General features: G+C 59.5%; 17 protein-coding genes and 1 riboswitch. Of the genes, 8 read left to right on the top strand and 9 right to left on the bottom strand.

The window, feature by feature from the left end; translation table 11 throughout:
* Position 1: 1 nt before the first annotated feature.
* The 5 genes from ENTCL_RS01295 to acpT are packed head-to-tail and all read left to right on the top strand — an operon-like array spanning position 2 to position 4,191.
* Positions 2-1,171, top strand: coding sequence for a beta-ketoacyl-[acyl-carrier-protein] synthase family protein (locus tag ENTCL_RS01295; RefSeq protein ID WP_013364315.1), 1,170 nt, complete (start codon positions 2-4; stop codon positions 1,169-1,171).
* The gene (locus tag ENTCL_RS01290) at positions 1,168-1,644 is read left to right on the top strand and encodes a hotdog family protein (RefSeq protein ID WP_013364314.1); all 477 of its coding nucleotides are present in this window, start codon (positions 1,168-1,170) and stop codon (positions 1,642-1,644) included. The genes ENTCL_RS01295 and ENTCL_RS01290 overlap by 4 nt, the downstream gene beginning before the upstream one ends.
* Positions 1,641-2,372, top strand: a complete 732-nt coding sequence (locus ENTCL_RS01285; protein WP_013364313.1) for a 3-ketoacyl-ACP reductase FabG2 — start codon at positions 1,641-1,643, stop codon at positions 2,370-2,372. Before ENTCL_RS01290 ends, ENTCL_RS01285 begins: the two co-directional genes overlap by 4 nt.
* On the top strand, positions 2,369-3,598 hold the full coding sequence (locus ENTCL_RS01280; protein WP_013364312.1) for a beta-ketoacyl-ACP synthase: 1,230 nt from the start codon (positions 2,369-2,371) through the stop codon (positions 3,596-3,598). Before ENTCL_RS01285 ends, ENTCL_RS01280 begins: the two co-directional genes overlap by 4 nt.
* Positions 3,599-3,600: 2 nt before the next feature.
* A complete protein-coding gene (acpT, locus tag ENTCL_RS01275) occupies positions 3,601-4,191 on the top strand; it encodes a 4'-phosphopantetheinyl transferase AcpT (RefSeq protein ID WP_013364311.1) in 591 nt (196 codons plus the stop codon).
* Here the strand turns inward: acpT and arnF are convergent.
* From arnF to arnB, 7 genes are read right to left on the bottom strand one after another with little or no spacing between them, the layout of a single operon-like run.
* On the bottom strand, positions 4,142-4,543 hold the full coding sequence (arnF, locus tag ENTCL_RS01270; protein WP_013364310.1) for a 4-amino-4-deoxy-L-arabinose-phosphoundecaprenol flippase subunit ArnF: 402 nt from the start codon (positions 4,541-4,543) through the stop codon (positions 4,142-4,144). The two genes, acpT and arnF, sit on opposite strands and share 50 nt — an antisense overlap.
* A complete protein-coding gene (gene arnE, locus ENTCL_RS01265) occupies positions 4,543-4,881 on the bottom strand; it encodes a 4-amino-4-deoxy-L-arabinose-phosphoundecaprenol flippase subunit ArnE (RefSeq protein ID WP_013364309.1) in 339 nt (112 codons plus the stop codon). Before arnE ends, arnF begins: the two co-directional genes overlap by 1 nt.
* Positions 4,878-6,533, bottom strand: coding sequence for a lipid IV(A) 4-amino-4-deoxy-L-arabinosyltransferase (arnT, locus tag ENTCL_RS01260; protein WP_013364308.1), 1,656 nt, complete (start codon positions 6,531-6,533; stop codon positions 4,878-4,880). The genes arnE and arnT overlap by 4 nt, the downstream gene beginning before the upstream one ends.
* A 5-nt stretch (positions 6,534-6,538) precedes the next feature.
* On the bottom strand, positions 6,539-7,432 hold the full coding sequence (gene arnD, locus ENTCL_RS01255) for a 4-deoxy-4-formamido-L-arabinose-phosphoundecaprenol deformylase (RefSeq protein ID WP_044612049.1): 894 nt from the start codon (positions 7,430-7,432) through the stop codon (positions 6,539-6,541).
* On the bottom strand, positions 7,432-9,414 hold the full coding sequence (arnA, locus tag ENTCL_RS01250) for a bifunctional UDP-4-amino-4-deoxy-L-arabinose formyltransferase/UDP-glucuronic acid oxidase ArnA (RefSeq protein WP_013364306.1): 1,983 nt from the start codon (positions 9,412-9,414) through the stop codon (positions 7,432-7,434). Before arnA ends, arnD begins: the two co-directional genes overlap by 1 nt.
* Positions 9,411-10,394 (bottom strand): undecaprenyl-phosphate 4-deoxy-4-formamido-L-arabinose transferase, encoded by a 984-nt coding sequence (gene arnC, locus ENTCL_RS01245; RefSeq protein WP_013364305.1) that lies wholly within the window; start codon positions 10,392-10,394, stop codon positions 9,411-9,413. The genes arnA and arnC overlap by 4 nt, the downstream gene beginning before the upstream one ends.
* Position 10,395: 1 nt before the next feature.
* Positions 10,396-11,535 (bottom strand): UDP-4-amino-4-deoxy-L-arabinose aminotransferase, encoded by a 1,140-nt coding sequence (gene arnB, locus ENTCL_RS01240; protein ID WP_013364304.1) that lies wholly within the window; start codon positions 11,533-11,535, stop codon positions 10,396-10,398.
* A gap of 565 nt (positions 11,536-12,100) precedes the next feature.
* Positions 12,101-12,284, top strand: a riboswitch (M-box (ykoK) riboswitch).
* 56 nt (positions 12,285-12,340) lie between these two features.
* Here arnB and ENTCL_RS01235 point away from each other — a divergent pair.
* Positions 12,341-13,354 carry a magnesium transporter gene (locus tag ENTCL_RS01235; protein ID WP_013364303.1) on the top strand — a complete coding sequence of 338 codons (1,014 nt, stop codon included), beginning with the start codon at positions 12,341-12,343 and terminating at the stop codon, positions 13,352-13,354.
* Between the two features lie 51 nt (positions 13,355-13,405).
* On the opposite strand, the gene ENTCL_RS01230 is transcribed toward ENTCL_RS01235, so the two are convergent.
* Together ENTCL_RS01230 and lysC are read right to left on the bottom strand one after the other, a co-directional pair.
* Positions 13,406-14,842, bottom strand: coding sequence for a glycosyltransferase family 39 protein (locus tag ENTCL_RS01230; RefSeq protein WP_013364302.1), 1,437 nt, complete (start codon positions 14,840-14,842; stop codon positions 13,406-13,408).
* A 121-nt stretch (positions 14,843-14,963) separates the two neighbouring features.
* Complete coding sequence (lysC, locus tag ENTCL_RS01225; protein WP_013364301.1) at positions 14,964-16,325, bottom strand: lysine-sensitive aspartokinase 3; 1,362 nt, start codon at positions 16,323-16,325, stop codon at positions 14,964-14,966.
* A gap of 636 nt (positions 16,326-16,961) precedes the next feature.
* On the opposite strand from lysC, the gene ENTCL_RS01220 reads away from it, so the two are divergent.
* Both ENTCL_RS01220 and ENTCL_RS01215 read left to right on the top strand, forming a co-directional pair.
* The gene (locus ENTCL_RS01220; protein ID WP_044611865.1) at positions 16,962-18,347 is read left to right on the top strand and encodes a diaminobutyrate--2-oxoglutarate transaminase; all 1,386 of its coding nucleotides are present in this window, start codon (positions 16,962-16,964) and stop codon (positions 18,345-18,347) included.
* Positions 18,348-18,364: 17 nt separating this feature from the next.
* Positions 18,365-19,828: a pyridoxal phosphate-dependent decarboxylase family protein gene (locus ENTCL_RS01215; protein ID WP_013364299.1), complete on the top strand. Its 1,464-nt coding sequence runs from the start codon at positions 18,365-18,367 to the stop codon at positions 19,826-19,828.
* Positions 19,829-19,874 lie beyond the last annotated feature (46 nt).

Genomic DNA, 19,874 nt, shown 5'->3' with positions numbered 1-19,874 from the left:
TATGATCTTTATTTCTGCCGCAGGCACGATCAACGCACTGGGCAACGCGCCGGATGAAATCGCCCGCAACCTGACGCGCGGCGTCGCGCCGGGCATGCGAGCGCGCGAAGGCTGGCTGCGGGGGGATACCCCGGCGGTGCTGGGCGGAGTGGATGGCGAATTACCGGCCATTCCGGACGCCTTTGCCGCTCACCGCAGCCGCAACAACCAGCTGCTGCTGGCGGCGCTCGCCCAGATCCAGCCGCAGGTGGATGAGGCTATCGCACGCTATGGCCGCGACAGGGTGGCGGTGATAATGGGCACCAGCACCTCCGGGCTGGATGAGGGCGACCGTCACGTGACGAAAACGCTGAATCATCTCGACGGCTCCCGCTGGCGCTACCCGCAGCAGGAGCTCGGCGACCCGTCGCGTTTTCTGCGCAACTGGCTGCGCCTTTCCGGCCCGGCCTACACCCTTTCCACCGCCTGCTCCTCCAGCGCGCGCGCGATAATCAGCGGCAAACGCCTGATAGAGGCGGGGCTGGCGGACGTGGCCCTCGTCGGCGGCGCGGACACCCTAAGCCGGATGCCGGTAAACGGTTTTCACAGCCTGGAGTCGCTCTCGATAACGCGCTGCCAGCCCTTTAGCCGCGACCGCTGCGGCATCACCATCGGCGAGGGCGCCGCGCTGATGCTGCTGACCCGCGAACCGCAGCCGGTAGCCCTGCTCGGCGTCGGCGAATCCAGCGACGCGCACCATATTTCCGCCCCGCACCCGCAGGGCGAAGGGGCGATTCGCGCCATTCGTCAGGCGCTGGCGGACAGCGGACTGACGCCGGATGACGTGGGCTATATCAACCTGCACGGCACCGCCACGCCGCTCAATGACCGGATGGAATCGCAGGTCATTCACGCGCTGTTCGGCGACCGCGTCCCGTGCAGCTCGACCAAACATCTGACCGGCCATACGCTAGGCGCCGCCGGGATAACCGAAGCGGCGCTGTCGATGCTGATTCTGACCCACGGCCTGCCGCTGCCGCCGCAGGATTTCAGCCGGTCGCCGTATGACGACACCCTGCCCGCGTGCGGTATTTTGCGCGCCGCGCAGCCGCTGACGCGCCCGACCATCCTCTCCAGCTCGTTCGCCTTCGGCGGCAATAATGCCGCTATCCTGTTAGGGAGAAACACATGACGCCGTTCCTTTCCCCTGACCACTATCTGCCGCACGATGCGCCGATGCTGCTGCTTGAGCAGGTCATTGAGGTCGGCGACGCCTGGGCGCATTGTCGGGTTACCGTCGGTCCCGACGGCGTTCTGGCGCCGTTTCTGGACGGCGAAGGCAACCTGCCGGGCTGGTACGCGCTGGAGCTTATCGCCCAGACCGTTGGCGTGTGGTCCGGCTGGCATCGCCTGCATAATGGCGATTGCGCGTCATCGCTCGGCATGGTGCTGGGCGCAAGGGATTTACGCTGCAGCGCCGGGCATTTTGCCGCAGGCGCCATATTAGATATCACCGTTCAGTGCTTAATACAGGACTCGCGTTTAGCCAGCTTTGACGGCGCGATCGCCTGCGCGGGCGCCACGCTCGCCCACGGACGAGTGACCACTTTCCAGCCCACAGAGGCTGAGCTTACAACGTTGTTTCAACAGGGAATATCAACATGAACCGTTCTGTTCTGGTTACTGGGGCCAGTAAGGGCATTGGGCGCGCCATCGCGCGTCAGCTGGCCGCCGATGGTTTTACCCTCGGCGTGCATTACCATCACGACGAGGCGGGCGCGCGCGAAACGCTGCAGCTCATCGAGCATGCGGGCGGCACCGGGCGCCTGCTGCAGTTCGACGTCGGCAACCGCGAGCAGTGCCGCGCCGTCCTGGAGGCCGACATGGCACAGCACGGCGCCTGGTACGGTATCGTCAGCAACGCGGGGATTACCCGCGACGGCGCCTTTCCGGCGCTCAGCGATGACGACTGGGACCGCGTCATCCATACCAACCTCGACAGCTTCTATAACGTCATCCACCCCTGCATTATGCCGATGATCGGCGCGCGCAAGGGTGGACGCATCGTGACGCTCTCCTCCGTTTCCGGGGTGATGGGCAACCGCGGCCAGGTTAACTACAGCGCCGCCAAAGCGGGGATTATCGGCGCCACCAAAGCGCTGGCGATTGAGCTGGCGAAGCGCAAAATCACCGTCAACTGTATTGCGCCTGGACTGATTGATACCGGGATGATCGCCATGGAAGAGGCCGCGCTGACCGAGGCCATGAGCATGATCCCGATGAAGCGCATGGGCCAGGCGGAAGAGGTCGCCGGGCTTGCCAGCTATCTGATGTCCGACATCGCAGGCTATGTCACCCGCCAGGTTATCTCCATCAACGGGGGGATGCTATGAACCGTCGCGTGGTGATAACCGGCATGGGCGGCGTAACCGCTTTTGGCAATAGCTGGCAGAGCGTCTCGCAGCGGCTTCGCGACTACCGCAATGCGGTGCGTAAAATGCCGGAATGGCAGGAGTACGACGGGCTGCACACGCTGCTCGGCGCGCCGATTGATGATTTCACCCTCCCCGCCCACTACACCCGCAAGCGCATCCGGGCGATGGGCCGCGTTTCGCAGCTCTCCACTCGCGCTACCGAGCTGGCGCTGGAACAGGCGGGGCTTATCGATGACCCGGTGCTGACCAACGGCGAAACGGGGATTGCCTACGGTTCGTCGACCGGCAGCACTGGGCCGGTGAGCGAGTTCGCCACCATGCTGACGGAAAAGCACACCAATAACATCACCGGCACGACCTACGTGCAGATGATGCCGCACACCACGGCGGTCAACACCGGGCTGTTCTTCGGCCTGCGCGGCCGCGTTATCCCGACCTCCAGCGCCTGCACCTCCGGCAGCCAGGCGATCGGTTATGCCTTTGAGGCTATCCGCCACGGCTACCAGACGGTGATGGTCGCCGGCGGCGCAGAGGAGATCTGTCCGTCGGAAGCGGCGGTCTTCGATACGCTGTTCGCCACCAGCCAGCGCAACGACGCCCCCGAGGTGACCCCCTCGCCGTTTGACGCCAGCCGCGACGGTCTGGTGATCGGCGAAGGCGCCGGGACGCTTATCCTTGAAGAGCTTGAGCACGCCAAAGCGCGCGGCGCGACCATCTTCGGGGAGATAATCAGCTTCGCCACCAACTGCGACGCCGCGCATATCACCCAGCCGCAGCGGGAAACCATGCAGGTTTGCATGGAGCAATCGCTGCGCCAGGCCGGGCTTTCGGCGCAGGATATCGGCTATATTTCCGCCCACGGCACCGCCACCGATCGCGGCGATATCGCGGAGAGCCTCGCCACCGCCGCCGTTTTCGGCAACCGGACGCCCGTCTCCTCGCTGAAGAGCTATTTTGGCCACACGCTGGGCGCCTGCGGCGCGCTGGAGGCATGGATGAGCCTGCAGATGATGCGTGAGGGATGGTTCGCGCCGACGATAAACCTGCGCCAGCCTGACGAACAATGTGGCGATTTGGACTACATTATGGGAGAGTTACGCGCAGTTGATTGCGAGTTTTTGCAAAGCAACAATTTTGCCTTTGGCGGGATCAATACCTCGATTGTCATTAAGCGTTGGGAGTAACGATGTATCGGCTGTTTCTCGGGAAAATTTCGACGCTCTGCGTCGCCGATCTGCCCCCGGCGCTGTCCGGGCTGGCGCCGGAAGGCGTGCGCCGTAACGCGTGGCTGGCAGGCCGGGCGCTGCTGTGCCATGCCGTCTCGCCGCTGCCGGAGATTTTTTATAGCGATCAGGGGAAACCTGATTTTGCCGAGGAGATGCCGCTGTGGTTCAACCTCAGCCACAGTGGCGACGATATCGCCCTGCTGCTGAGCGACGAAGGCCCGGTCGGGTGCGATATCGAAGCTATTCGTCCGCGCCCGCACTGGCAGCAGCTGGCCAACGTCGTTTTCACCGCCAACGAGCACGACGAAATTGAGCGCGAGCAGCAGGAGCAACGGCTGGCGGTGTTCTGGCGGATCTGGACAAGAAAAGAGGCCATCGTGAAGCAGCGCGGCGGCAGCGCCTGGCAGATCGTCAGCATCGACAGCACCGCGCCGCTGCATCTGCACGTCAGCGACTACCAGACCGCCGAACTCAGCCTTGCGGTCTGTACGCCGACGCCGTTTAGCGTTTCACATTCGCTGATTGAGGTTGTGCACGGCCTGACGGCATAAAAATCACCATCACGCCGGCCATGATGATAAGCACCCCGGCGAGCCCTCGCCATGAGAAGGCGTCGTTCTGCAGCCACAGCGCCGTGGCCCACACGGTGATATAGCTCAGGCTCAGCAGCGCGTAGGCTTTCGCCAGCGGCAGCCGTTTTAAGGCAAAGAACCAGCAGACCATCGACGCCAGGTAGCCGCACAGCCCGAGAAACAGCGCAAGGGTTCCGGCCTGGCCGTGCAGCAGATGCATCAGCAGCGCCCACAGATCCGCCACCGGCGGCAGCTGCAGCATCGCCGATCGCAGGGTCAACTGCGCGGCGCTGGTTAGCGCAACGCTCAACAGCGCCCAGATAAAGCCCATCAGTAGCTTCCTCCGAGAACCATAATACCGACAATAATCATCCCAACGCCTGCCCAGTGATGGACCGAGACCGGCTCACGCCAGATATAGCGCGCCGCCAGCGTCACCCAGACGAAGTTCAGGCTCAGCATCGGATAGGCAATGCCCACCGGCACGCGCTGTAATACCACCAGCCACAGCGCCATGCCGCTGCCCAGCGCCAGCAGCGCCAGCCCGAGCCACACGGCGATATGCTGACCACGCCGCCCGGATTTCGCCGGGCGGGTGGCCTGCTTCTGGCAGAGCTGCCCAATACAGCTCAGCAGGCTCGCCAGCAGCAGGGAGAGGACCGTTATCATTGCGGCAGATACTGCACAAAGGCCATACGGCTCAGCGTGTAGACGTTGTCAGGCTTCGGTAACCCCAGATCTTCAAGCTTCTGCCCTTTCTTCAGCTGCAGAACCAAAGAGACCGGGCCTTCAGAGCGATGCGCCGCCAGCCAGGTTTCGAAGTCGCCTTTTGGCAGAAAACGATCTTTCGCATCAGGATAGTCCAGACCGTATTCCAGCTCGCCGTGCTCGCTGAACATGATGATATCGCTGCGCTTAAGCTCCCACGCCAGTCCGGCGGCGATGCCCACGCTGTTCGACATCACGTAACGGCTCGGGGCCAGCTGTTCGCTCACAATATCGGTGATGAACTGCGGCTGCTTGCTGTCGATAACCCGATCGGGAATGGCGAAACCGACCAGCAACGCCAGCGCCAGCGGGCAGCAGGCGGCCAGCGTCCAGCGCTTCACGCCGTCGCGGATAGAGAGCCACCCCACCAGCGCCCAGGCGCCAAACGCCACCGCCGCCAGCAGGCACTTATACAGCTCGATGTTGCTCCACACCGGTTTGGACAGGAAGCCCCACGGCGACACCACCAGCACCGCCACCAGGCCAATCAGGCCAAAGCCGATGTTGATATAGCCGTTTACGCGCAGCGCCTTCGCCCCGCGTTCAACCGCCGCCAGCGCGTAGCGCGCCATCAGGATTGCCAGCGGCGCAAAGCACGGCAGGATATAGGTCGGCAGCTTGCCTTTGGCGATGCTGAAGAACAGGAACGGCATCACCACCCACCCGAGCAGGTAAAATGCGCCGTGCTCGGAGCCGCGCCCCTTCCAGCCGGTTTTCAGCGCGCCCGGCAGCAGCGCCAGCCACGGCAGGCTGCCGGCAATCAGGAACGGGATGTAGTACCAGAACGGTGCCTTATGCTGGGCGTCGCTCTGGGCGAAACGCTGGATATGCTCCACCCAGAAGAAGTAGCGCCAGAAATCCGGTTCGCGCTGAGCAATAGCCAGCCCCCACGGCAGCACCGTGAGCACGCAGACCACCACCGCCAGCCAGCCGTACAGCAGCACCTCTTTCCAGCGTTTTTGCATGATGACCCACGGCAGGACGCCGATAACCGGGACTGCCAGCGCGAGGAAGCCTTTGGTCATCACCCCCATGCCGCAGGCGATGCCGAGCAGGACATAGCCGCCAATCTTACCGCTGCGGGTTTGCGCCTGAGACGCGCTCCAGAAGCTGCACATCGCCAGCATCAGCCACATCGCGATCATCGGGTCGAGCACCGCGTAAGAACCGATGCCGTACACCAGGAATGCGGTCAGGAAAATCACCGCGGAGAGCACCGCCGTGCGCTTGTCCTGCCAGATTTTCCAGGCTAACCACGCCACCATCGCGGCGGTGCAGGCGGTGGCGAAGACCACGCCAAAGCGCACGCCGAAGTTGTCATGCCCGAATAGCCACTGCCCGATGCTGTTGATCCAGTATCCGGCAATCGGTTTTTCAAAATAACGCAATCCGAGGAAATGCGGCACAATCCAGTCGCCAGTGGCCAGCATTTCGCGGCTGATTTCCGCGTATCGGGTCTCATCCGGCTGCCATAGCAAGCGAGAATTTAATGGAACCAGGTAATAGAGCGCGTATAAAAACAGCAGAGAAGCGCTAAAACGTAAGGATTTCATAGACCTTAGCCCAACAGTTGTTCCTGTCCAAGCCAGCCTTCACGGCCAGCCAGTTCGCCACGCACCACTTTGCCGACAGGCAGGGTGCTGAAATCTTCAGGGAGCAGCTGACTAAGCGGGCAAAACGTAATGCCTTCGCGAGCCGCCTGGCTCAGCAGGGCATCAAACTGATCCGCGCCGATAATCCCTTCTACTTCCGCATGGATCGTGTAGACCGGCACACCGTTATCTTTATGAATACAATCAATCAGATAATCGTTGAAATCCTCTACACTGACTTTATTGCCTACGACTTCATCCCAGGTTGGTAAGGTCACCGGGATCTGTACGGTGCCCGTCACACCCTCGCCAAGCTTCGGCAGGAATGGACGCGTACCGCGACAGTCGCTGTTGTACAGGAAACCGAAGCGCTCTTTCGCCTTCACGACGCGCTGATCGGCGCGCCAGCCCGCTACCGCCGAGCAGGTAACGCCGCTGCCGGTAATGGTTTCCAGCGCCTGCAAACCGCGCTCAATTTCCTTTTCCAGCTGCGCCTGATCCCACACGCCGCTCCACATCTGCCAGCGGTGATGATCCCAGGCATGCAGACCGACTTCATGCACCTTCGCCGTATTGCGAATAATATCGGCGTTGGCAAAGCCAATGTTTCTGCCGGGCCAAGCGGTGCCGGCCAGCAGAATATCCCAACCGTAGAGCGATGCCGCGCGCGAGCGCAGCATCTTCCACAGGAACTTCGGCTTGATAAGGCGCCAGAGATGGCGCCCCATGTTGTCCGGTCCGACGCTGAAAAAAAAGCTGGCCTGAATGTCGTGCCGGCGAAGGGTCTCCAGCAGGCGCGGAACGCCTTCGCGGGTGCCGCGAAAGGTGTCCACATCAACGCGTAAGCCAACTTTTCTCATCATTTAGCGCTATCCGACAGCTCAACGGTGCGCAGGAAGAAGTCCAGCGTTTCTTCAACGGTCTGCTGCATTTCAACAGTCGGTTCCCAGTCGAGGCAGCGTTTAGCGTTGCGAATGCTCGGCTTACGGTGCTCAACGTCCTGGTAGCCTTTACCGTAGTAGTCGCTGCTTTCCACTTCGCGGAAACCGGCGAACGGCGGGAAGTTGTTGCGCAGCGGATGACGCTCGAAGCATTCCAGCAGCATTTCAGCCAGCTCTTTGATGCTCGCTTCGTTGTCCGGGTTACCGATGTTGATGATCTGCCCGTCGCAGCGGCCGTCTTTGTTCTCGATGATGCGGAACAGCGCTTCGATACCGTCAGAGATATCGGTGAAGCAGCGCTTCTGCTTGCCGCCTTCGATGAGCTTGATCGGCGAACCTTCAACCAGGTTGAGGATAAGCTGGGTGATCGCACGGGAGCTGCCGATACGCGCGGCGTTGAGGTTGTCCAGACGCGGCCCCATCCAGTTAAACGGACGGAACAGGGTGAACTTCAGGTCCGCTTTGTCGCCATAGGCCCAAATTACGCGGTCCATCAGCTGTTTGGACACCGAGTAGATCCAGCGCTGCTTGTTGATCGGCCCAACGACCAGGTTCGAGGTGTCTTCATCGAAGCTGTTGTCGGTGCACATGCCGTACACTTCAGAGGTGGACGGGAAAATGATGCGCTTGTTGTACTTCACGCAGTCGCGGATGATTTTCAGGTTTTCTTCGAAATCCAGCTCAAACACGCGCAGCGGGTTGCGGGTATATTCGATTGGGGTCGCGATCGCCACCAGCGGCAGAACGACGTCACATTTCTTGATGTGATACTCGATCCACTCGGAGTGAATGCTGATATCCCCTTCCACGAAATGGAAGCGCGGGCTGTTGAGGAAACGGCTGATGGCGTCAGAGCCGATATCCAGACCGTAGATTTCGTAGTTGTCGTCGGCCAGCAGGCGTTCGGTCAGGTGGTTGCCGATAAAGCCGTTTACGCCGAGAATCAGCACGCGGGTGCGACGCTTAACCGCCACGAACGGGCGGCTGCTCAGCAGCGCGCCGCCAACCAGGCCCAGCGCCTGCGCCAGCTGAGCGCCCTGCATGTAGACGCCGTTTTCGCTCTGGCCGGTCACGATTTCCAGCGCGCCTTTGCCGCAGGCAATCGTCAGCGGCGCAACGGACAGCACGGTCCCCGGTTTCGCCGCGGCCAGGTCATGGCGCACGCGGGATTTCCAGACGATAAACTTGTTGGTGCCTACGAAACCAAACGCGCCCGGCCACGGATCGCTCACCGCGCGAACCAGGTTGTGCAGCTGCTCGGCGGATTTTTCCCACTCCAGACGACCGTCTTCCGGCGTGCGGCGGCCGACGTAAGTGGCCTGGCTGTCGTCCTGAGCGGTTTCTTTGGTCTTACCGTCGCGGATCGCCGGCAGCGCGTCGCGCAGCACGGTCTGCGCCGCGGCGCACAGCTTACGATGCAGGGTCATCGCCACATCGTTATCGTCGATAGCGACCACTTCCTGCGCCACGATGTTGCCCGCGTCGGCGCGGTTCACCATCCGGTGCAGCGTAACGCCGGTCTCTTTTTCACCGTTCACCAGCACCCAGTTCAGCGGCGCGCGGCCGCGGTATTTCGGCAGCAGGGAGCCGTGCAGGTTGAACGCGCCGTGGCGCGCGGTGCTGAGAACGTCGTCGCTCAGCAGATTACGGTAGTAGAAAGAGAAAATGACGTCCGGCGCCATAGCGCGAATACGATCGACCCACAGCGGGTGGTTAACATCTTCCGGGGCATAAACGGTAATTCCTTGCTCGGCCGCCAGACGCGCTACGGAACCAAAGAAATGGTTCTCGCCGCTGTTGTCCGGGTGAGTAAAGATCGCCGCGATGTCATATCCAGCGTCCAGCAGGGCCTGTATACCTGTGCAGCCCATGTCGTGATAGGCGAATACAACAGCTTTCATGAACGATTTTCCTCTTCAGAAGCCAGGGATTCCTGGCGAACAACACGTTGAATAAAGTAGCGGGGACGGGCACGTACGTCGTTGTAAATACGACCAATATATTCGCCCAGAAGCCCCATACCGACGAACTGCGCGCCGATAAACATAAACAGAATGGCAAACAGCATAAAGACGCCGTCGCCCGCCCACTGGGGGCCGAACGCCAGTCGCAGTACGACCAGCATGATTGAGAAGGCAAAGCCCAGCACGGCGATAACGCTGCCCACAACGCTCAGCAGGCGCAGCGGCGTGGTCGTCAGGCAGGTCACCAGGTCGTACATCAGGTTGATAAGACGCATGAAGCTGTATTTGGAGTCGCCAAACTCACGCTCGGCGTGCATCACCGGGATCTCTACCGCGCGGCGGGCGAAGGTATTCGCCAGAATCGGGATAAAGGTGCTGCGCTCGTGGCAGTTCAGCATCGCTTCCACGATGTGGCGGCGGTAAGCGCGCAGCATGCAGCCGTAGTCGCCCATCGCTTTACCGGTGGTGCGCTGAATCAGGCGGTTGATCATCTTCGACGCGGTTTTACGGAACACACTGTCCTGACGGTTCTGACGCACGGTGCCGACGACGTCGTAGCCTTCATCGGCTTTTTCCACCAGGCGGGGGATCTCTTCCGGCGGGTTTTGCAAGTCGGCGTCGAGGGTAATGATCAGGTCGCCGGTAACGTGGCTGAACCCGGCCATGATCGCCGAATGCTGGCCGTAGTTACGGTTGAGCAGTACGGCCACCACGTGGCTGCCCGGCTCCTCTGCGGCATCGCAGAGCATGCGCGCGGATTCGTCGCTGCTGCCGTCGTCCACCAGCAGGATTTCGTAATCCCGGTTCAGAGTGGCGCACGCGGCGTCGGTGCGGCGAATAAGCTCAGGCAGGCTGTCCTGTTCGTTAAACACCGGAATAACAATCGATACTTTCTCGATCTTAGGAGATTCAAACATATCAACGACCTGCAAGCTTATGGAGTGCGGAAACAACGCGAGTCACATCGTCATCGGTCATGTCCGGGAAAAGCGGTAATGAGCAAATGCGGGCGCTGTTCCACTCAGTGTTGGGCAGATCCAGGTCCGGATAGCGTTCGCGGTAATACTTTTGCGTATGGGCGGCGCGGAAGTGCAGACCGGTGCCAATCCCCTGGGCTTTCAGCTGCTCCATCAGCGCATCGCGGCTGATGCCGCAGCGTTCTTCATCCACGCGGATGATAAACAGATGCCAGGCATGCTGATGCGGCCAGGCCGGCAGCGACAGTGGCTGAAACGGCGTATCCGCCAGCTCTTTCAGGTAGCGCTGCGCGATTTCGCCGCGGCGCTGGTTGGCCTGCGGCAGCTTCTTCAGCTGCACCAGCGCCAGCGCGGCGTTGATGTCTGCGAGGTTGTATTTAAAGCCCGGGGAAATCACCTCCGCCTGCGGCGCGCGGCCGTGCGTCTGGCGATCGTAGGCATCGACGCCCAGACCGTGGAACTTCAGGCTGCGGATGCGGTTCGCCAGCTCGTCGTTATCGGTGACGATAAGCCCGCCTTCGGCGCAGGTCATGTTTTTAATGGCGTGGAACGAGAAAATCGCCGTCCCCTGCCCGCCGACGTGATGGCCTTTGTAGTAAGTGCCCGCCGCATGCGCAGCGTCTTCGATAACCGGAATGCCGTGACGCTCGCCAATGGCGCGGATCGCGTCGATCTGCGCAGGCGCGCCGGCATAGTGCACGGGAATAATCGCTTTCGTGCGCGGGGTGATAGCGGCTTCGATAGCCTCCGGGGTGACCATCAGCGTGTCGCGGTCGATATCGATCATCACCGGTCGGGCGCCCAGCAGCTCGATCATATTGAGGGTGGAAACCCAGGTCAGCGACGGCGAGATAACCTCATCGCCCGGCCCAATATTCAGCGCCATCAGGGTGACATGCATCCCGCCGGTGGCTGAGCTGACTGCTATCGCGTGGCGGTTGCCGGTCAGGGCGCAGAACGCCTCTTCCAGCTGCTGGTTCTTCGGACCGGTGGTAATCCACCCGGACTGCAGCACCTCTTTCAGCGCAGCGAATTCTTCCTCACCCATCGAAGGGCGGGAGAAGGGCAAAAATTCACTCATATTTTTCCTTACCCTGTTTTTTTAGGATCTTATTCCGCAACTATCCTGCGCCCACAGAGTTAAACGAAGTAAAAATAAAATGTCTGGAGGACCTTACTTTTCAAACGAGCTTAACGCAACGCAAATTATCGCAACTAGCTTAGGATAGTCTTAAGAATAAAGAAATACGATGGACCAAAAACACATTTTAGCCCCATTTCAACAAGTTAGCACGCTTAGCTATTCGAGGTACAACCCGGCATACGACGGAAAAACCGCATCTGAAATGCGCCATATGAAAAACCGGCTAATAACCTTAACAAAAGGTCAACGGGAGACAATAAAGCAGTTTTTTATGATGCCATTACTAATATGTCAGTATTTAATTTTGTTTTCATGTTACGAATATCCCTCTTTCACCAGGGATGACAAACGCTGCGCGCTAAAATATGTGACTTAGCTCAACAAAAGAGTCGGTTTCTCCTTATTTTTCCCCGATTTGCCGTGCAGTTTATCAACGATTGATAAACCAACGACCCGGGACGCTCGCCGAAAGCGTCTATCACCCTATACTGGCGGCTCATGTTAACGATCTCGTTATGGCGAGGCTCCTGTACAAATATAAGTTACCGCCCTGATGGTATCGAGAGAGACCACACAGGGAAATACAGGCATCCATCGAATCAAGGTGTTGCCAAGGTAACTTCTGACGGCGTAACCCGCCGTGAGATACGTTGTACAGTGCTAAAACCAGGACGTAGGGATCCGCTTTCGCTATTCCTGTCTTGTTCGCCCCTATGAGATATTTCTATAGGGAAATATATCTATGTCACAGCTCCAGCTATGCGCCGCCCACCAGGCGAACGCCGCGTTTGATGGCGACGCCATCGCCCAGTACATGCGTACCGACTTCATCACCCTGGCCGACCATCTGAGCGTACATGAGGCGCGAGAGACCTTTATCTCTCAGCTACGCACCGACGACATCCCCGGCCACGTATTTGTCGTCGCCGGGGAGAAGCTGCGCGGTATTTTATCAATAAAAAAATTGCTCCAGGAAAGCGACCCGGGGCAGCCCATCCGCTATCTGATGGACGGCAGCCTCTTTCGCGTCAAGCCGGACGACGAGCGCCAGCAGGTCGTCTTACAGCTGGCGGAGCGCGAGCTTGACCTCGTGCCCGTTGTCGAACGCGACGTGCTGGTCGGCTGCCTGATGGAAAAAGAGATAGCCCACCTGCTGGAGGACGACGTTACCGAAGACGTGCAGCGCCAGGGCGCTACGCTGCCGCTGGAAAAGCCCTACCTGGAAACCAGCCCGCTGACGCTGTGGAAAAAGCGTTCGGTCTGGCTGCTGCTGCTGTTTGTGGCGGAAGCCTACACCAGCAGCGTAATTCAGCATTTTGAGGCGTCGCTGGAATCGGCCATCGCGCTGGCCTTCTTCATCCCGCTGCTGATCGGCACCGGCGGCAACAGCGGCACGCAGATAACCTCAACGCTGGTGCGCGCAATGGCGCTGGGAGAAGTGCGGCTGCGCGATATGGGGCGGGTTATCCGCAAAGAGGTGTCGACGTCGCTGCTTATCGCGCTGACGCTCGGTCTTGCGGGCTGCGTACGCGCCTGGATGATGGGTATCGGCGCCGACATTACGCTTATCGTCAGCCTGACGCTGGTGTGCATTACGCTGTGGAGCGCGGTGGTATCGTCGGTCATCCCGATGGTGCTAAAACGCGTGGGGATCGATCCGGCGGTCGTCTCGGCGCCGTTTATCGCCACGCTTATCGACGGCACCGGGCTGATTATCTACTTCAAAATCGCCCAGTACTTCCTCGGGCTGAACTGACCGCCGTCGGTCTGGCCGCTGCGGCGGTCAGACCGACGCGCTGTGCGCCGGCTACGCCTCTGCCGGTTTCACAAAGGCGATACACAGCGGACGAAGCGGCTTCACGCTGTCTTCCTGGAACATCATCTGGCGAACATCGTCGATCCGTAGATCCGGCCAGGGCGTTAACGCTGCGCGAAATGTCTCCTGCTCGCAGGCTGTCCCCAACCGCCCGACCAGCAGCGCCCCCTGCTGCTGAATTTGCGCCTGCGTAATATGCACGTTGTAAACGTTAGGCCGCGCGTCGTTATCCCATGGCGTTATCGTCAGCGGGCGAGACGGCGCATAAAAGGTCAGCCACTGCGACCAGTATTCCCCACCGACGTAGCGCAACGGCGTACCGTAGCGCGCCTGCCACTGCTGGTCCAACAGCTGGCTGAACGGAATGATATTGCTTTTATCCTGGCCCGCGTTCGCCACGTTCCCCCACAGCACGCCGATATACCCCGCCAGCACCAGTCCCGCCGCGCCGAACAGCGAAGCACAGACGCCGCGCGAAAGCTGTTCAGGATGGCGGCTGGCGCAGCTGACCAGCAGCGCGGGCGTCAGGATAAAGAACGGCTGCAGCCACTCCGTGAGGCGGCCGCCCTGATGAAATAAAAACCAGGCGAAAATTATCATCAGGGGCAGCAGATAGACCGCCAGCATGACCCGCAGCGCCCACGACTGCGGGAGCACGAGGCGAATGCCCTGCCGATGCAGGATCCACCACAGAATCAGCAGGGGGTAAAAGACGGTGAAGGCCTTACTGAACAGTTCCGGGTTAAAGCGGTTTTTGATCTGCGAGTCGACCCAGCTAAAGGCGGCGAAATCGTGCTGCCACAGCCAGATAAGGTTGGGCAGAATCAGCAGCAGCCCCAGCAGCAGAGCGGCATAAAACGCGGGCTGTCGGTAGCACGAGCGGATACGCGGCACCGCCAGCGTCGACAAAAAGACAAAGCCGACAAACGCCAGCGTAGAATACTTCGCCATGGCCGCCAGCCCGGCAACGGCGGCGAACGCCAGCCACCAGTTAGCATGACGCGTAATGGCGAGATAAAAGCACAGCATCATCCACGGCCACAGCATCACCAGCAGGTAATTATCGTTGTAGCTGATAATATCGAAGTTGATGAGGCCGGAAAGGTTGAGCGTCAGCAGCGCAAGCCAGGCCAGCCGGTCGCTGCCGCTCAGGGTTCGGGCGAGGACCCAGACGCCCGCCATCCCGACGGCTATCGCCAGAAAATGGCTGGCGTACCAGTACACGCTCAGCGACACGGGCAGCCACAGCGCAGGCCGCATCGCCATCCCTACCAGCCAGGGGTTTTTCGGGGAGCCCCAGTCCGCATTCTGCGCCCAGTTCAGGGCCTCAACGGCATCATAAGGCACCGTCGGATCAAGCAACACGGTGGCAAATGTCCACAACAGCGCATATCCCAGCACCCAGACCGCCACAAAACGACTACTCATTCCATTATCTCTACATTAATCACCACAACACATGTCATTAATATAGGCGGCTACAGGTAAATGCAGGGCAAACCAACCAACGTTGGCACGCCCTGAGCGTTCGCGCTCAGGGCAATCGCCGTTATTCTAACAGGCGGCGGTGTAGCGCTTTGACCGCGCTGTCAGCGGATTCCGCCGGAAGCAGGAAGCAGAGATTGTGGCTGGATGCGCCGTGGCAAATCATACGCACAGCGTGTTGCTCCAGCTCGGCAAAGACCTCCTGGCACACCGCCGTCGCCTGAGCAAGCGCGTTGCCAATCAGCGAAACCAGCGCCAGACCGGTCTCGACCTCAACATGGCAGTGCGACGACAGCTCGGTGAGCAGCGCGGTGGTCAGCGTATCGGCCTCGCCTGAGGTAGAGCTGGTCGAGTCAAGAATCAGCGCAATGCTGGTTTCCGACGTGGTGACCAGATCGAGCGCCATATCGTGGCGTGACAAAATCCCAAAGGTGTCAGCCAGAAAGCGGTGCGCGGGCTGCGCTTTGACGCTGGATAATTTTAACAGCGTCTGCCGACGGCGCACGGCCAGCGCGCGATAGCGCGACGGCTCCAGCACGTCGCGGCAAACCAGCGTTCCGCCCGCTGACGGATTGCCGCTGGCGCCGACAAACACCGGAATATTTTTGCGCATCGCAGGCAGCAGCGTGGCCGGATGGAGCACTTTGGCGCCAAAGGTCGCCATTTCCCGGGCTTCGGAAAACGAGAGGTTATCAATCCGTTTCGCCTGGGCGACGATCCGCGGGTCGGTGGTATAAATCCCGGCGACATCGGTCCAGATATCCACACGTGAGGCGTGCAGCGCCTCCGCCAGCAGGGAGGCGGTGTAATCACTGCCGCCGCGGCCAAGCGTCGTGGTTTGCCCGGTCGCGTCGCTGCCGATGAAGCCCTGCGTCACCACCAGCGCCTGTTCAATGCGCGGGCGTAAACGTTTTTCCGCCAGCTCTGCAATGGCGCTTGTCGCCGGTACCGCGCAGCCAAACGTATCATTGGTGCGAATGACTTTACGGGCATCAAACCACTGCGTTTCTACGTCTTGCTCGCGCAATACTTCGACAAACAGCAGGGAAGACATCAGCTCGCCGTGGCTCACTAACTCATCGCACAGCGCGGCTGAGCAGGAATCAGCCGCCATTTCGGCCAGACGGCTAATGTTGTCGAGCAGACGATCGATCTCCTGACCAATGGCGTCGGGCTGCTTCAGACGTGAAATGATGTTGTATTGCAGGGTACGCAGGGTTTCAATTTTGTCCAGCCGGACAGGGCCTTCCAGACCGGAAGCGAGTTCGACTAACAGATTAGTGACGCCAGCGGAGGCAGACAGTACCACCAGGCGAACGTTTTTATCAGCAAGGACGAGGGTGGCGCTACGGCTCATCGCGTCAAAATCAGCGACGCTGGTGCCGCCAAATTTGGCAACGATGATGTGTGGATAAATGCGAGTCATAACAATCTCATATCAGGGCGCCATACTCATATGGCATGAAAATTTTCATTTCGGCATAAGGGAAGTGCTCTTCACCTTACGAAACGTCCGCCCGCGAACATTTCTGCTTAAAACCCAGGATTCAGCTCCCGTTGTCGATAACCTGTGTTGCCGCTCACGGGTTACCGGGTGTGATGCGCATGAATAGCTAAATAGTGACTTCCTTTTTTCGTTTTGGGATTTTTAAGGCGGGCATAGTAAGTGATTTAATCCGCAGGATCGATATTTTCCTCAACATTTACGATAAGCCAATGGAAAATCTCATTATTTAATGACAAGCTGCTGGCGAAGTTTGCTTTAAATAACCTTCTAATAACATAAGAAAACCGTAAATATTAAAAACTGAGTCTTATCATGACGTTGTACACATTTCAGCCAGCACTCGCCCTGTAACAGTAATTGGTTACAATTCATACGGTTATCTCACCGCACGCAAACATCACTTTGTCATTGATTTTTAAAGAAAATGACATAAAAGCCCACACAAAATAAAAGATTGAGTCCGCTGCTGAAAACGCATATATTAGCCGCGTTTTTTTACCCCCCTTAACCCTTATTCAACCCGGAGTTAAAAGGATTCCAGGTTGTAGGAGAGATATGATGACGGATAAAGTCCGTATTGATTCTTTGACTGCTAATTCATTACCGCAAAGCAATGAGACCTTTTTAGCCAGACAAGCTGAGTTTGAGTCCAACGTCAGAAGCTACCCGCGTAAATTGCCGCTGGCGATCGCTAAAGCGATGGGCGTCTGGATAACCGATGTCGAAGGTAAACAATATCTTGACTGTCTTGCGGGCGCCGGCACCCTGGCGCTGGGCCATAATCATCCTGATGTGATTCAAAGCATCCAAAGCGTCATTACCAGTGGCTTACCGTTACATACGCTTGACCTGACCACGCCGTTAAAAGATGAGTTTTCCGCTTATCTGCTCTCTCTGCTGCCGGGTCAGGGCAAAGAATATTGCCTGCAGTTCACCGGGCCTTCCGGCGCGGACGCCGTTGAAGCGGCGCTGAAGCTGGCGAAAAAAGTGACCGGCCGTTCCGGCGTGATCAGCTTCTCCGGCGGCTATCACGGGATGACGCATGGCGCGCTCTCCGTGACCGGCAACCTGTCGCCGAAAGAAGCGGTTAACGGCATGATGCCGGAAGTGCAGTTTATGCCTTACCCGCACCAGTACCGCTGCCCGCTGGGCATCGGCGGCGAAGCCGGCGTAAAAGCGCTGACCTACTACTTCGAAAACCTGATCAACGACGTGGAAAGCGGCGTGCGTAAACCGGCTGCCGTTATTCTGGAAGCCGTACAGGGCGAAGGCGGCGTGAACCCGGCGCCGGTCGAGTGGCTGCAGCGCATCCGTAAAGTGACCCAAGAACACGGCATTCTGCTGATTCTTGACGAAGTTCAGGCAGGCTTCGCCCGTACCGGCAAGCTGTTCGCCTTCGAACACGCCGGGATCGAGCCGGACATCATCGTGATGTCCAAAGCGGTCGGCGGCGGTTTACCGCTGGCGGTACTGGGCATTAAAAAACAGTTCGACGCCTGGGCGCCGGGTCATCACACCGGTACGTTCCGCGGCAACCAGCTGGCGATGGCGACTGGCCTCACCACGCTTAAGATCCTCAAAGAGGACCGCATTGCCGATAAAGTCGCCGCACAGGGCGAATGGCTGAAAGGCAAACTGGCTGAAATGCAAAAACGTTTCCCGGTGATTGGCCACGTACGCGGCCTGGGCTTAATGATCGGTATTGAAATCGTTAAGCCGCAGGAAGCGCAGGATCACATGGGCTGCTACCCGGCGGACGGCGAGCTGTCCGCGCTGCTGCAGAAAAAATGCTTCGAAGCAGGCCTGATCCTCGAGCGCGGCGGCCGTGGCGGCTGCGTGCTGCGTCTGCTGCCGTCGCTGCTTATCAGCAACGACGAGCTGGAGATTTTCCTCGATAAGTTTGAAAACGCGCTGCTGAGCGCTGGCGTGCAGCCTGTTTAATCGGAGCCAATGAGCGAATGTCTGATTTAAATCCGATCCTGTCCGGCTCCGCGCAGAGTATTGCCGCCTATCAGGAAGCCATTGAACAGAGCACGCAAGCGGTGGTGCAGTGGCTTAAGCAGCCTGAGATGTACCAGGGCAAAACCGTTGCGGAACTGCGCGATCGCATCCAGTTAGCGTTTACCGCAGAGGGCCTGGGCAACCAGGCCGCGATTGAGCGCGCCGTTGAGTATTTCCTCAAAGACAGCCTGTCCGTGCACCATCCGCAGTGCGTGGCGCATCTGCATTGCCCGAGCCTGGTCATTAGCCAGGCCGCGGAAGTGCTGATCAACGCCACCAACCAGAGCATGGATTCCTGGGACCAGAGCCCGTCGGCGACCATCATCGAGATGAAGCTGATTGCGTGGCTGCGCGAGCAGGTAGGCTACCCGGCGGGCGACGCCGGGGTCTTCACCAGCGGCGGTACGCAAAGCAACCTGATGGGCCTGATGCTGGCGCGCGACGCCTTTTTCGCCCGCCAGGGCCACTCCGTTCAGCAGCATGGTCTGACCGGCAACCTCAGCAAAATTAAGGTGTTCTGTTCCGAACACGCGCACTTCTCCGTGCAGAAGAACATGGCGCTGATGGGACTGGGCTATCAGTCCGTCACGCTGGTGAAAACCGATAAATTCTCGCGGATGGATCTTCACGATCTGACGGAGAAGCTGGCGCAGGCGAAAGCCAACGGCGAGCAGGTGATGGCGATTGTCGCCACCGCCGGCACTACCGACGCGGGCGCTATCGATCCGTTAGCCGACATCGCCGCGCTGGCGGCAGAACAGCAGATTTGGGTGCATGTGGATGCGGCCTGGGGCGGCGCATTGCTGCTTTCCGAGAAGTATCGCCACTTCCTGAACGGCCTGGAGCTCGCGGACTCGGTCACCCTCGACTTCCACAAGCAGTTCTTCCAGACCATCAGCTGCGGCGCGTTCCTGCTGAAAGATGCGCGTCACTATCAGCTGATGCGCTATCAGGCGGCGTACCTGAACTCTGATTTCGACGAAGAGCACGGCGTACCGAACCTGGTCTCGAAGTCGCTGCAGACCACCCGCCGTTTCGATGCGCTGAAACTGTGGATGGGCCTCGAAGCGCTGGGTAAAAAGCAGTATGCCGAGATCATTGATAATGGCGTAACGCTGGCGCAGCAGGTGGCGCAGTTTGTGGCTGAACAGCCGCAGCTGGAGCTGGTCATGCAGCCGCAGCTGGCCAGCGTGCTGTTCCGTTTCCGCCCGGAAAACGGCGACAGCGCCGGGATTGCGTTGCTGAACCAGCGTATCGGCGATGCGCTGCTGGCCTCCGGCAGCGCCAACGTTGGCGTAACGGAAGCTGACGGCGTCACCTGCCTGAAGCTGACGCTGCTCAACCCAACGGTCTGCCTGGAAGACGTGAAAGTTCTGCTGGCGAGCGTGACCGCCTGTGGGCAGCAGCTGCAGCGCGCCTGATTGCGACTGGAATGAAAAAAGCCGACAACAGCGATGTTGTCGGCTT

Source organism: [Enterobacter] lignolyticus SCF1, from assembly GCF_000164865.1.
In the GTDB taxonomy this organism is placed as follows: domain Bacteria; phylum Pseudomonadota; class Gammaproteobacteria; order Enterobacterales; family Enterobacteriaceae; genus Enterobacter_B; species Enterobacter_B lignolyticus.
The sequence above is the reverse complement of the archived record's forward strand: the minus strand, read 5'-3'. Positions and strand labels throughout refer to the sequence as shown.